Raw genomic sequence first — 13,916 nt, forward strand, 5'->3', positions numbered from 1 at the left:
GGTATATTGCTTTTAAGGTTTAATGGATAGGACCTGCTGATGGAGAAAGTTTAAAGTTGCTAGAGTCGTATACGTATAAATTCCCAGATCGCCGCGAATGACGGTAAACGGAGCATCCGGTTCGCCCAAATCGCTTAAAACGGCGATCGCCCCAGGAAAGTCATGATTTTGAGTATATTCATTTTGGGTTACTAACGTAGGTAAACCGACTTCAGCCGCTGCTTGCACCCCCGCTTGGGAATCCTCAATCACCAAACACTCTCTAGGCGATAAATTCATTTGCTCTAGAACATAATGATAAATATCAGGCGCAGGTTTTTTTTGGGGGACAATATCACCGGCTGCAATCAATTCAAACGTAGTCGGGTGAAAAAACTTCTCCAATAAAGCCATAGCATTCGGTAGGGCGCTAGTTGTGGCGATCGCCAAGCGTATATCTTTGCTTATAGCCTCTTCAATTAACCGTTGAACACCCGGTCGTAAGGGAATCGAACCTTTAGAAAGAAACTGTCGATAATACTTCGTTTTCTGGCGATGTAATTGGGCAGCCCATACTTCCAACTCCACTGGAGGCTCAAACTGGGGATGATACTGGCGAACATAAGAAACCAGGCGCTCTTTTCCTCCCGACACTTCTAAAAGTGGCCCATAAAACTCAGCAGACCATTGCCACGGTAACCCTGCATTAGAAAAAACCTGATTAAATGCCACACGATGACCATCCCGTTCTGTTTCTGCCAGGGTTCCATCCACATCAAAAATAATCGCTTTCAGTTGCTCCATTTTAGCCATAACTTTCCCCACTTTATACAAACCTTAAGTTTCCGATTAATTTTACACCACAAGTGTAAGATATTATTGGACTGTAAAGATCGGCGGCATATAGGAAAGTGGGGGCATAACCCATTACCTATTACCCATTACCCATTACCCATAAAACGTGTCTTCCATTGAACAACAGTATCAACGAATGCAACGAGAACTTCTAGTCGGTGTTCTTGCCCTAGGGTTCGTTTGCATGTGGGGAACCATCGGCTATATGGTTCTAGAAAAATGGTCTTTTCCTGATGCCTTTTATATGACCATTATTACCCTAACAACGGTGGGTTATGGCGAAGTAGAGCCAATGGAATCACGAGGGAGAATCTTTACCATCGCCCTGATTTTTTTTGGAGTGATTAGCATTGGGTATATTGTCAATCGATTTACAGAAGCCTTCCTGCAAGGCTATTTTCAAGATGGAATACGTTTGCGACAAAAACAGAAAGTGCTGAAAAACTTAATCAACCATTATATTATTTGCGGTTTTGGTCGTACGGGGCAACAGATTGCCCTAGAATTCCATGAAGAAGGCGTTCCCTTTGTCATTGTTGACTCTTCACCAGAAGCTCTAGAAGCGGCTCAAAGTTTAGGGTATCTTATCCTCCAAGGAGATGCCACCCTAGATGATACGTTGCATAGAGCAGGCATTAATCAAGCCTGTTGTTTGGTTGCTGCTCTACCGTCTGATGCACAGAATCTCTACACAGTTTTATCAGCCAAAAGTCTCAATAGCCAAATCAGGACGATCGCCCGCGTTAGTACCGATGAAGCAGCACTGAAACTCTATCGAGGAGGAGCGGATGCCGTTGTTTCTCCTTATACGACGGCTGGACGCAAAATGGCGACTGCTGCCTTACGACCTCAAGTGATGCATTTCGTTGATGGTATGATCACGGGTAAAAATCGCTCCTTATTGATTGAAGAATTCGGGATTGATAGCGATCGCTGTCCCTATATTGGCCAATCGCTTCAACAAATGCAACTGCGATCGCGCTCTGGCGTTCTGGTCCTCGCCATCCGTCGCCAAGATGGAACCGTCATCGGAGCGCCAACGGGAGAAACTTTGCTACTCCCCCAAGACTTACTCATTTGTATGGGAACCTCCGAACAAATTCGGCGCTTAAAACAACTGCTCTCTCCCCTAAATCCTCACGGTTAATTCATCATTCGTGATTACACTTGTTGATGGGCAGATTGGATTCCCAACTGGTTGAGGTTTTGTTCAACTTCTAGGCACAAACGGCGGTTGTGGGGGTCCGTGCGTCTGGCTCTTTGCAGATAGAGTTGCGCCTTTTCGAGTTGATTTTGTTTCAGTAAATGTTGGCCGTAGGATTGATAAGTAATCGCCTGCCATTGACGGACTTCTGGATCGATGGGGAGGCGATCGCGTAGAGCTTCCACTAAGGCGATCGCCCGGGGAAAGCGCTTCGTTTTTAAAAACTCTCGTAATTGCTCATAAGCACTTTGCTTTAGCCGTTTATCCTGGGGGTTTAAGGGAGGAATTTTCACCTTGCGGGGAGCAGGCGCAGGGGAGGGCGTAGGCGTTACGGTGGGTTCAGGGGAAGAGTGAGAAAACGCTTCAAATCCTATTTCTGTATTGGCTACCTCAGAAATTTCTTTTAAGAGAATTTCGTAGGCTTGCGTGAGTTGAATAAACTTTTCCTTGGCTTGTCTATCTCCCGGATTAACATCAGGATGACATCCTCGCGCCAAACGCCGATAGGAAGCCTTAACCTCCGCAAACGAGGCCCCTGGTTTTAAGCTCAACACTCGGTAATAATAGGCAATATCCATCCACAAACAGTGAAAATAAAAACACTCCTCATCCCCTCAACTTAGAGGATAACAGACTATACAGCATATATAGTATTTTTGAATAGACCTCTTGCATCAGTGGGCAGAAAAGGAATAGTCATGCAGTAATCCTATATTCTGATTGACTATTGCCGATTGCCTAACGTCTGCAAGAAGTCTACTCTGTTATCCACCGCTCAACTAAACCCGGTCTACGATCACCTTATCGATGAGACCATACTCTTTGGCCTCTTCAGAAGACATGAAATAATCGCGATCGGTATCCTTTTCAATTTTCTCTAGGGGTTGTTTGGTGTGTTTCGCCATTAGCTCATTCAACTGCGAGCGAGTGCGGAGAATTTGTTGAGCTTCAATTTGAATATCCGTCGCTTGTCGTCTCCCTACACCGCCGAGGGGTTGGTGAATCATGATCCGAGAATGGGGCAGTGCCAACCGTTTACCTGGACTCCCCGCCGCCAGTAAGAAGGCTCCCATGGAAGCGGCTAACCCTACACAGATGGTGATCACTTCTGATTTAATGTGCTGCATGGTATCGTAAATGGCCATGCCTGCGGTCACTGAACCACCAGGAGAATTAATGTACAAGTAAATGGGCTTATTCTGGTCATCGGAGTCTAAATAGAGCATTACCGCTACCAGTTGGTTGGCTAAACTATCCGTAACTTCACGGCCGAGAAAGATGATCCGCTCTTGATAGAGGCGATCGTAAATATTAATCCACCGCTCATAAGGACTTCCAGGGAGACGATAGGGAACACTAGGAACACCGATAGGCATAAGAAAATACCAAAAAATGAACAACAAAACAAAAGGATAAACGTCAATAAACGTTCAATTGCCCAAGGGTTAAGAACTCATGGCAGGCATGGGTTGGGGAAGATCCTTGCTACTGGTTAATACTTTATCAATCAATCCATATTCTTGGGCTTCTTCAGGAGTCAGGTAGAACATGCGATCGGTATCTTTGGCAATTTTCTCTACAGTTTGGCCCGTATTTTGGGACAAGATCGAGAGCATCGTCTGTTTATTGTCGATCACTTCCTTCGCCCGAATTTGAATATCCGTGGCTTGCCCTTGTGTACCTGTGCGCGGTTGATTGAGGACGATGGTAGCATGGCCCAGACTAGCACGACAGCCTTTAGTCCCAGCCGAGAGGATCATGGATGCAGTTCCCATGGCTTGACCAATGCAAATGGTATGCACGGGAGGTTTAATGTAACTGAGGGTATCGCAGATGGCGAAGGCTTCAGTTTCAAAACCAACGGCTTCTCCTCCATACCAGGAGGTTCCAGTGGAGTTGATGTAGAAGTAGATCGGTTTTTCGGGACTGTCAAATTGTAGATACAACAGTTGGGCGATAATCAGTTCGGTGACATCGATCCCAACTTGTTGTTTGACTTGATCGTCGGAAAATAGGGGCATCCCCAAATAAACGATGCGCTCCTTGAGGAGTAAGGAGGCGAGATCTGGGGGGGGCGTTCGATAATAGGCATCTCCGTAGTAGGGAGATTGTACGGCCTTAATCGGTGTATCCATAGACTAGGATTGCTATTGAATGGCTATTTGTTAATATTTCTTATCCTAGCGCGATCGGGCGTTACGCGCTGGGTTAGGGGATGGGGGGACAGGGGGATGGGGAGATGGGGAGACACTCCGGACACTCCAGATGGGGGGATGGGGAGAGTAAACAAAAGAGGTATAGGATGGGAAACTAGAAACCAGTTTGTACAGTACTTACGCATTCGGGCTATATCTGTAGGGATGATTAATGAATCACCCCTACATTGAGGATTAGATTTCCATGCTCTGCGTAAGTCCTATTGTCAAAAGATTAGATCCTAGATTATGCCTAAACTCGATCGTATTGTTGTTATTGATATTGAAGCCACCTGCTGGCGTAAACGATCGCCACCTGGCGAACACCATGAAATCATTGAAGTGGGCATTGCTACGGTTGATTTAACCTTGGGTAAACCTTTAGAAAAGGATAGTATTTTAGTTAAACCGACACTTTCTAAGGTGAGTGAGTTTTGTACTCAACTGACTACATTAACTCAAGAGCAAGTGGATACGGGAGTGAGCTTTCGGGAAGCGTGCGATCGCCTGCAAAGTGAGTATCACACCCATAAGCGAGTTTGGGCAAGTTATGGTAACTACGATCTCACTCAGTTTGAGAAGCAATGTGAAATGCTGGAAGTGCCCTATCCCTTTAGCACTCGACATATTAATATTAAAACTCTCTTGACGGTTCTCCACGGTTTACCGAAAGAAGTGGGCATGGCGCAAGCCTTAGACTTGCTGAATCTTCCTCTGATCGGAACCCACCATCGAGGGATTGATGATGCGTGGAATATTGCCCATATTCTGGCCCATTTAATGGCAGCCTATAGGAATGGTAATGGGTAATCAGTCATGGTTAAGACGGCGATCGCTGATTTAGTCCAATCCTTTCACCTGGTTTGTCCCCAGAGCGATCGCCTTTATCCCCTATTCTGGGAAAAATATCAGCATTTGGGCCAATATGCCACTCCTCCCAGACTGCTGCTCAATGAATCTGAACCTGTTCCTTTCCTCGCAGGGTTTTTCGCTGCTATTGCCGCCCAAACCCCAGTGTTTCTCGGTAACCCCCAGTGGCAAGCTTCAGAATGGCAACAAGTGTGGGAACAGGTTCAACCCCAACTGGTTTGGGGAACGGTTCCCTGTTCCCCAATAGAAGCGCCGCCACCTCCGCCCTTTTCTGGTACTGTGATGATTGCGACAGGAGGATCGTCGGGAAAGATTCGCTTTGCAATGCATACCTGGGGAACCCTCAGCGCTTCTGTTGAAGGGTTTACCCGCTATTTTAACGGTTCAGAATATATTCATTCCCCTCAATCACCCTTAAAAAACGAGATGTTGATCCGTTTGAGAACAGAGGAATTTGTGCCCTCTGATGCTATTGACTGCTGTTGCACGCTTCCCCTCTACCATGTCAGTGGACTGATGCAAGTGATGCGAACCTTTCTCACAGGAGGCACTCTAGCCCTTGTGCCGTATCTTTCTCTGACGGATTTCCTTCCTTTTAATCCGCAAAATTACTTTATTTCTCTGGTTCCTACCCAACTTAAGCGCTTGTTATCCAATTCTTGCTCTTGCTTATCTCAATTTCGGGCGGTTCTGTTGGGAGGAGCGCCGGCTTGGCCAGAATTATTGCAACAGGCTAAACAGGCTAAAATACCTGTGGCACTCACCTATGGCATGACGGAAACGGCTTCCCAAGTGGCAACCCTGAAACCGGATCGCTTTTTTGCGGGTAATATTAGTTGCGGTCAACCCCTACCCCATGCTCAAATTACTATCCAAGATGATGAGGGGAACTCTTTACCCACGCTGCAACCGGGACGAGTGGCGATCGCCTCCCCATCCCTGACTTTAGGCTATTTCCCCCATCTCTTTCCCGGCGATCGCTCCTTCTTAACGGATGATATGGGTTATTTTGATAACGAAAAATACCTGTATATTCTCGGTCGTCACAGCCAGACGATCATGACTGGGGGAGAGAAAGTTTTTCCCCAGGAAGTGGAAGCGGCAATCCGGGCAACACAATTAGTTCAAGATGTAGCAGTCATGGGTCTTCCTGATGCAGACTGGGGGGAACGGGTCACGGCGGTATATGTGCCCCAGAATGAATATGTAACTTCAGACACGGTAAAGGAGGCGATCGCACCCCATCTCAGCCGTTATAAGCAACCCAAGACTTGGGTTGCAGTTGAGAAACTTCCCCGATCTCCCCAAGGCAAGCTTAATCAAGCTACCTTGCGCAAGCTAATCGCACGAATCAACCATTAATCATTGTTAACTATTGATTATTCATGGACAGGCGCTTGAGCATACTCTTGGGTATAGACTTGCTGCCACAAATACTTAACATAAGATTTCGTGGCAGGTAGCAGTTGACCTTGAGTTGCTAAATCAGTAGCTGTGCGGTCTAAAATCCGCAAATCAATGGCACTGAGCCGTTTCCGTCTTCTGGTGGAAGATAAGAGCCAAACCAGTTTGTACATCGTGCCAGGATCTCTGGTCAAATTGGGATTCGACCAAGCTAAAGCCAAGGTACTCTGTGAATCATGAGAGGACAATCTCTCCGTCTGATCCCAGTATCCTCGCTGGCGGAGTTGCTGGTAAAACGATTGTTCAATTGTCATAGCGCAATTCTCTTCTAGCAATCCCCTGTGGAAACTTGACCAGGGGTATTTATCTGAATATCTTAACAATTTATTAATATTTTAGCAATAAATCGAAATGAACGTTACTTCGAGATCGGGAAAAACACAGGATTGAATCCTCAAGGCGATGTACCAAAAGCCGATTTCCTATTCCCTATCACCAAGCGCTATAAGTAAAATGAAATACTCCTCTCTACTGCTAGCAGTAGAGAGGAGCTTAGATGTTAAAGATTGTGAAGTGCGTAGGTGTTTTGATTCACTAGCATTCTTGCTTGCGCTTTAAGCTCATCCCGATAAGTCCCACACTCAAAAGCCCAAGCACTGTAGCGGGTTCAGGAACCTTTTGAACTTTCGCCCACACTCCACGTTTTTTGGATTTCCCCTCTTTGGTAATTAGGGTTCCGTTAACGTTTTCTACGTTTCCAAACCAAAGATCTAATTGATATTTCATCCCATCAGCTTCTACCATGGCAGAGATAGAAGCTGGGTCTATTTTTACTTTGTCAGGTCGGTTCCAAAAAAGATTAAAGGTTTCGTCAACAGTTAAATCAAAATTTAGAGTTTCTTCAAAGTCAGGCAAGGCAAAATCTAAAGTAAGGCTTAGATCTACCCCTTTAAACTTTGTCAAGAAAGGAGTCTGTTCATTCTGATGCAGAATATGACCGACTTTAAAGGCTTCTCCAAGCTCAAAGTCAACATTGTTTTTTCCCTTGTAGCCTAGCCCACTTTTTTCGTGGGGTTTATCAAATAGTCCTCCCCACAGAATAGCTTCATAACCGCCATACGTTCCCTGGTCAATATCAGAAAAACGACTGCTCTCAGGATTTGACCAATCGGCTGATGATCCAGCTAGAGTATAAGCCTCAGCCGGAGTTGCTAAAAATCCCAGGGTTGCAGTTAGGGCGATCGCTGATAATTTGGCAGTGGCTTGATGCATGATAAATCCCTCGCTAGTTGTAGAAAAATAAAGATCTAAAGATGAACTCACTATCAGTAAATTTTGGGCTATTTAATGTATTTTTTAGTTAATCGATTCACTTGGACTCCCTACAAAGCCATCATGCTTGTCCAAACTTTAAAATGTCAATCCTTTTTGAGTGTCTTTACTGAATCTTTAAATTTCTAGAAACCGTAAAATTGCGGTAAAATCGTTAATCGCACTGATGAATACAAGGTTTCAAGGGTTTGAAATCTCTGTAAGAATACAGGGATTTATGAAGATTTTGTAAAGTGAGGCGTTATTTACCAATACAAAACCGACTAAAGATTTGATCGAGTACAGATTCAGTCACTTCTTCTCCCGTGACTTCACCCAAGGCTTGAATCGCTCCTCGTAAGTCAATAGTCCAGAAATCGAGGGGGAGCTGTTCGGCAATGGTGGCTTCAACTTGTTCTAGGGAGACTTTAGCGCGGGTAAGGGCGGAGGTTTGGCGCTGGTTAATAGCAATATCGAGATTAGCCGCTTGCAAGTTGCCTCCATTAACAGCAGTAATAATGGCTTCTTCTAGATCTTCAATGCCTTGTTTATGGGCGGCTGCGGTTTTGACGATCGCCACAATATCCGCAGGCAAACCAGAGGGTAGATCGCCGACTAAATCGATTTTATTGAGGATGAGGATCGTTTTTTCGGGGGACAGTTGCTCGTAAATGGCTCGATCTTCTGCCGTCCATCCAGCAGCAGCGTCGAGGGTAAACAGAATCAGATCGGCTTTTTGCGTAGCTTGACGCGATCGCTCGACACCGATTTTTTCCACGCGATCGCCAGTTTCCCGAATGCCTGCGGTATCTAAAACTTGGATGGGAATTCCCCGCACCACTAACTGGGTTTCCACAATATCACGGGTGGTTCCCGGTAGATCGGTAACGATGGCGCGATCGCTCTGACTCCAAGCATTGAGTAAACTCGATTTTCCCACATTGGGGCGACCGACAATCGTCACCTTTAATCCACTGCGCAGCAGTTCACCCTGATTAGCCGTGGCTAAAATATCCGTTAATTGGTCTAATACTTGGTTGATTGCACGGATGATGTATGGTTCATCCAAAGGGGGGAGATCGTCTTCAAAATCAATCCTTGCTTCAATTTCTGCTAACAGATCTACACAAGTTTTGCGTAGCTGACGAATGGGAGAAGCTAACTTTCCTTGAATTCCGGCTAAGGCTAATTCCGCGGCTTGGGGCGATCGCGCCCCCACCAAATCTGAGATACTTTCCGCTTGAGTTAAATCAATACGTCCATTGAGAAATGCTCTCAGGGTGAATTCGCCCGGTTGCGCCAGTCGAGCGCCTTGCTCTAAGCAAAGTGTCAGCACCTGTTGTACCACCATGATGCCCCCATGACAGTGAAATTCCACCACATCTTCGCGGGTGTAGGAACGGGGTGCTTTCATAATCATCAATAAGGCTTCATCCACCGTTGAACCCGTTTGCGGATCGCAGATATAACCATAAAGGATACGATGGCTCTTCCAAGGCTGATTTCCAGGAGCATCAAAGAGCAATTGAGCGATCTCTAATGCTTGGCTTCCCGATAGTCGAACAATTCCCACACTACCCGTTTGTGGCACAATAGCAGTGGCGATCGCGGCGATCGTCTCTCTTTCTGGGGGATGATTCATCTTTAGATTCCCTTGAGAAAACGCTTACTTGAACTCGCCAATTATAAAGTTACCAAAAAACGAATAGAATGTGGCATTGAATTTACACTGCCAGAACCGAACACGTATGTAGAATCTCCAGTCACCATTTAAATCTTTGTAACTTCAACCCATTTCCACATCTTAGGCTAAGGGTTCGTCATCATCCATTTGTACATCTAAATTAGCCGCTAAAACTTCTGCCATCATCACTTCTAGAGCAGCCGTATTTAAAGAACTAACCGGTTGGTTTTGCAGTGGATTAGAGAGAGGAATTAACCGCAGGATACGATTCTCTTGAACTAAATCAAAATAGGTTTCTTGGTCGTCAGATTGTTTCAATTCTAAATAATCAAAGCTTTCAATATTTAGATATAAGGTATGATTCGCCAGGATAGTCGATCGCAGGGGATCGGTAAACACTTCTTGGATATACGCTTCCCCAGTAGCTTGGGTTTGTTGATCGAATAGTTCAACATAACGGACACGATGGAGATCCCCAATCACTTTCTGAATATCCTGTGGATTCACAACGATCCCTCTGTTGAGAATACAAGGAGCAGGTAACCGTGTATTGCCAGGTAATTGATCGTAACTCATGGGAAAAACTCTCTAATTTCAAAAGAGGACGACAAGACTACTGACGATTTGACATCCCAAGACTGCACCCTAAGATAGAATGGCCTATTAAAGTAGCCTATGAGACAATTCTATCCTAACTCTTTGGCCGATACTTGCCAGATTCTACGGATTTTTTGATCGAATTAGAAGTATCGATCGCGTAAGTAAAACGGCAGTCATCTAGTCGCCGTGTTTCTGATGACACTCACCTCTGAACAGAGGGAAAATGCAGATCAACGACCAAGAAAACAGAGTAGATGTCTATTGGCAGATTAACATAGAGCATGGGGGGAGTGGCAATGATATGGATCTGGCGAATCGGTGGAGCAATTGCTTTTTATACGAGTGTACCGATTCCTCGCTCTTGGCCCTTAGAGTTTTCCGGAATAGCCAGGTTTGCGACTTTAGTAGGAATGCTGATCGGGACAATATTAGGGGTGATGAATTGGTGTTTATGGTCTGTAGGAATGCCTAATTTTACCCGCAGTTCCGTAATCATTGCCCTCTGGGTTGCCATCACTGGGGGATTACACTTAGATGGAGCGATGGATACGGCTGATGGTTTAAGTGTCATGGATCGCGATCGCCGTTTAGAGGTGATGAGCGATAGTGTGACGGGGGCATTTGGAGCGCTATCCGCCATCCTGATTCTATTACTGAAAACGGCGGCTATGAGTTCCTTAGACCCCCAACACCTGTGGATGGCGATCGCCATTCCTGCATGGGGAAGAGCCGGACAACTTTGGGCAATTTGGCGCTATCCCTATCTCAAACCGACGGGAAAAGGAGCCTTTCATAAAGCAGCGATTCAATCCTACAAAGATGTTTTACCGTCCTTGATTCTGCTCATTGGTCTGAGTGGTGTACAAGCAGCGCTCAATCCCCAACAGAGCATCGAGATTCTCAGCTTAACATTAGGATGGGCGGCGATCGCCGGGGGAAGCGCATGGTGGTTCAATCATCAACTCGGAGGACATACCGGAGATACCTATGGTGCAGTCGTGGAATGGACAGAAGCATTGAGTTTAGTTTGGGCGATTTTGATAGGCAATGGGTAATATAGCGCGCAGTGCTATATCTCCGCGTCCCCGCGTCAGCCGGTAGCGCTATACTGGGCAAGGTGTTGGAGTGAATCGTCGAATCTATGCCCTATCCTGTCCCCCCTGAATTGCCGCCAGTTGTTCATACTATTCCTCATCAGAGCATCAGTGCCACCGAGCCAACTGAAGGGATAGATTGGGTTGCTCCTGCACCAATGGCTATTGTAGAAAGTCCTGTATTGCTTCCCCCAACCCCCCTAAAACAAGAGGTGCAGCAGGAGCAAGTCTTCCTTGAAAAGAGGAATATTCCCCAAGCCGACAGGAAAGAGGGATCGAGTGGACTCGACAAGAGCGAACAATGCTGTACTTTGGAGACTGTATATAGTCCTGAACCCATTTCAGCTCCAGAAGGCGCTGTGGTTCAACCCGAACAGTTGAGTTGGGTCGGTGGAGAGACGCTATCACCCATTTCCCCTCCGGAACTCTCTTCTCCAGAAGATGAACGCTTAGTTGCCAGTACGGAGGCTTCAGCGTTAGGAGGTCGGTTATCGGTAAGTTGGGAGGAGAAGGTTGCACCGGTTGCCGATGCTTATGGAGTTAGCGATCTGAGTCTGGAGCCAACAGTTGAGCCAGAATTACCCCTGATTGAACGTCACTCCCCATGGCAAACTACACCAGTTTCTGAGGCAATTGAAGAAGCCTTATCGGAAAAACGGGAAGCGATCGCCCAAACTCCTGCATTGGATGCTCTTCCTGCTTCCGAGATCTCACCCCTGAATGACGATCGGCCCTCACGATCGACCGATGAAACCGAGTCTAGCTCAGAAACGTCCATCCCGATTGAATCAGCCGAACCGGAAGAGGTTGAGATTCCGATCGCTCCTCCAGGACAAGACGCGGTAATTGAATTAACCGCCGATCGCCAGGAATTTGATGATGAACGGCAAATTTTCACGGCTGAGGGCAATGTGGAAATGCTCTTGGATGATGCGATTTTGCGATCGGATAAGCTACAGGTTAATCTGATTAACCGCTTGGCTCTGGCAGTGGGCAATGTATCTTTAGTCAGTGGCGAACAAATTTTATTAGGCTCTCGCTTTCTCTATAACTTTGTACAAGGGACGGGAACCATTCAAGAGGCCAGGGGTGTAGTCTATATTCCCACCGCCGGAACGGATTTCGATTTTACGGACGATAATCCCGATTCCCAACTTCTTCCTCCAGGAGAAAGAATTCTCCTCGATCAACCCCCTACGGATGTCATAGATGCTGGAGGTGTGATTATTAACGTTGGAGGTGGAGGGAGCGCTGCGACTACCAGCGTACAACAAGGGGGACAGGTCCGACGGGTGCGGTTTGAGGCGGAACAGTTGGATTTTACGCCCGAAGGTTGGCAAGCTACCAATATTCGGTTTACGAACGATCCCTTTTCCCCCCCAGAGTTAGAGGTACGAGCCGATCGCGCTCAATTAACGCGCATTTCTCCTCTAGAGGATGAAGTATTAATGACTCGCCCCCGGTTGGTCTTCGATCAGCGGGTGGGGGTTCCCCTGTTGCGAGATCGCCTGATTCTTAGTCGGGAAGAGCGAGATCCGGCGATCGCCACTTTAGGGTACGATAACCGCGATCGTGGAGGCTTGTTTATTGAACGCAGTTTTGAAATTATTGAAACTCGCCGTTTTGTTCTGCGTTTAGCCCCCCAATTCTTGGTTCAACGCGCTCTAAGGTTCTCTAGTGATAACCGAGGTGCAGGCAGTGTATCCGAGCAAAACTTACGAACAGATTCTTTCTGGAGTTGGATCGGTTTAAGAGCGTCTTTGGATGCCAGGTTAGCCTCTCAAACCACGTTCCAAGCCAATGTCAATTTAGCAGGCTTCAATAATACGGGTGATACAGCCAGAGCGAATGTACAATTACAACACCGGATTGCCAATCATACCTTGAGCGCTGAATATACCTATCGCAACCAATTTTATAATGGCTCCCTAGGGTTTCAAACGGTCGATCGCAGTGTGGGAGTCGTGTTTGCTTCCCCTATTCTTTATATTGCCGATACGGGAATTGCAGTCAATTATCAAGCCAGTTTCCAAAATATCTATGCACCGACCGATCGCCTAAACTTATTGGATCAGTCGAATTTGCGTAATAACCGAGTTTCCTTAAATCGCACCCAGGTGAGTGCCACCGTGCGTCGTCCCTTTTCCCTTTGGAAGGGGGTACCCTTACCTTCTACTCCCACGGAGGGACTCAAATATACCCCTCAACCTGTCGTTCCTTATGTGCGATTTGTAGCTGGATTGACCGGAACAGCCGGATTTTATAGCAATGGCGAGAGTCAATCCTATTTACAGGGGTTAATGGGATTTCAAGGTCAATTTGGCCATTTCTCCCGCTCCTGGTTAGATTACACTGGATTTAGTATCCTCTATTCCCAATTTATCCCTACTGGAGAATCCCCCTTTCGGTTTGACCGAGTAGCGGATGTGCGGGTTCTACAACTCGAACTCAATCAACAACTTTATGGCCCGATTCGCATCGCTGCCCGTGCTGGGTTTAATCTAGATACAGGAAAAACCATTAGTACCGATTATATGGTTGAATATAGTCGTCGCACCTATGGCTTGACTTTTCGCTATAATCCAGATTTGGGTTTAGCAGCTCTTGGATTTCGCTTAGGTGATTTTAATTGGAGCGGAGTGAGTCAGTCTTTTTCCAGTCCGAATATTCGCCAAGCTACTCCAACCGTGATTCAATCTTTTTAATTTTAATTCCCTATT

General features: G+C 46.3%; 13 protein-coding genes. 5 read left to right on the forward strand and 8 right to left on the reverse strand.

All coding sequences use genetic code 11. The annotated features are described in order from the left end of the window. Nucleotides 1-12: 12 nt before the first annotated feature. On the reverse strand, nucleotides 13-783 hold the full coding sequence (locus J7529_RS05935; RefSeq protein ID WP_413038819.1) for an HAD-IA family hydrolase: 771 nt from the start codon (nucleotides 781-783) through the stop codon (nucleotides 13-15). Between the two features lie 187 nt (nucleotides 784-970). On the opposite strand from J7529_RS05935, the gene J7529_RS05940 reads away from it, so the two are divergent. Further along, the gene (locus J7529_RS05940) at nucleotides 971-1,981 is read left to right on the forward strand and encodes a potassium channel family protein (protein ID WP_413038820.1); all 1,011 of its coding nucleotides are present in this window, start codon (nucleotides 971-973) and stop codon (nucleotides 1,979-1,981) included. A 14-nt stretch (nucleotides 1,982-1,995) separates the two neighbouring features. Here the strand turns inward: J7529_RS05940 and J7529_RS05945 are convergent, their stop codons facing one another. The 3 genes from J7529_RS05945 to J7529_RS05955 form a co-directional block, all read right to left on the reverse strand. Continuing rightward, on the reverse strand, nucleotides 1,996-2,616 hold the full coding sequence (locus J7529_RS05945) for a J domain-containing protein (protein ID WP_318728232.1): 621 nt from the start codon (nucleotides 2,614-2,616) through the stop codon (nucleotides 1,996-1,998). Nucleotides 2,617-2,817: 201 nt separating this feature from the next. Next, a complete protein-coding gene (locus J7529_RS05950; protein WP_271942907.1) occupies nucleotides 2,818-3,414 on the reverse strand; it encodes an ATP-dependent Clp protease proteolytic subunit in 597 nt (198 codons plus the stop codon). Between the two features lie 69 nt (nucleotides 3,415-3,483). Beyond that, a complete protein-coding gene (locus J7529_RS05955; protein WP_271942912.1) occupies nucleotides 3,484-4,173 on the reverse strand; it encodes an ATP-dependent Clp protease proteolytic subunit in 690 nt (229 codons plus the stop codon). Nucleotides 4,174-4,482: 309 nt separating this feature from the next. Here J7529_RS05955 and J7529_RS05960 point away from each other — a divergent pair, with 309 nt between their 5' ends. Both J7529_RS05960 and J7529_RS05965 read left to right on the forward strand, forming a co-directional pair. Next, a complete protein-coding gene (locus tag J7529_RS05960; protein WP_318728233.1) occupies nucleotides 4,483-5,043 on the forward strand; it encodes a 3'-5' exonuclease in 561 nt (186 codons plus the stop codon). Between the two features lie 6 nt (nucleotides 5,044-5,049). Then, entirely contained in the window at nucleotides 5,050-6,465 is a 1,416-nt protein-coding gene (locus J7529_RS05965) for a 2-succinylbenzoate--CoA ligase (RefSeq protein ID WP_318728234.1), read from the forward strand. Between the two features lie 17 nt (nucleotides 6,466-6,482). Here J7529_RS05965 and J7529_RS05970 read toward each other — a convergent pair whose 3' ends face one another. From J7529_RS05970 to J7529_RS05985, 4 genes are all read right to left on the reverse strand, one after another. Beyond that, nucleotides 6,483-6,821: a hypothetical protein gene (locus J7529_RS05970; RefSeq protein ID WP_271942921.1), complete on the reverse strand. Its 339-nt coding sequence runs from the start codon at nucleotides 6,819-6,821 to the stop codon at nucleotides 6,483-6,485. Between the two features lie 280 nt (nucleotides 6,822-7,101). Next, a complete protein-coding gene (locus J7529_RS05975; protein ID WP_318728235.1) occupies nucleotides 7,102-7,779 on the reverse strand; it encodes a choice-of-anchor K domain-containing protein in 678 nt (225 codons plus the stop codon). A 301-nt stretch (nucleotides 7,780-8,080) separates the two neighbouring features. Next, nucleotides 8,081-9,460 (reverse strand): tRNA uridine-5-carboxymethylaminomethyl(34) synthesis GTPase MnmE, encoded by a 1,380-nt coding sequence (gene mnmE, locus J7529_RS05980; RefSeq protein WP_318728236.1) that lies wholly within the window; start codon nucleotides 9,458-9,460, stop codon nucleotides 8,081-8,083. Nucleotides 9,461-9,622: 162 nt separating this feature from the next. Then, nucleotides 9,623-10,078, reverse strand: coding sequence for a hypothetical protein (locus J7529_RS05985; RefSeq protein WP_271942929.1), 456 nt, complete (start codon nucleotides 10,076-10,078; stop codon nucleotides 9,623-9,625). Nucleotides 10,079-10,398: 320 nt separating this feature from the next. On the opposite strand from J7529_RS05985, the gene cobS reads away from it, so the two are divergent. Further along, on the forward strand, nucleotides 10,399-11,157 hold the full coding sequence (cobS, locus tag J7529_RS05990) for an adenosylcobinamide-GDP ribazoletransferase (protein ID WP_318728237.1): 759 nt from the start codon (nucleotides 10,399-10,401) through the stop codon (nucleotides 11,155-11,157). Between the two features lie 86 nt (nucleotides 11,158-11,243). Next, nucleotides 11,244-13,901, forward strand: a complete 2,658-nt coding sequence (locus J7529_RS05995) for a DUF3769 domain-containing protein (RefSeq protein WP_318728238.1) — start codon at nucleotides 11,244-11,246, stop codon at nucleotides 13,899-13,901. Nucleotides 13,902-13,916 lie beyond the last annotated feature (15 nt).

The organism is Roseofilum sp. Guam, assembly GCF_017746735.1.
Taxonomy (GTDB): domain Bacteria; phylum Cyanobacteriota; class Cyanobacteriia; order Cyanobacteriales; family Desertifilaceae; genus Roseofilum; species Roseofilum reptotaenium.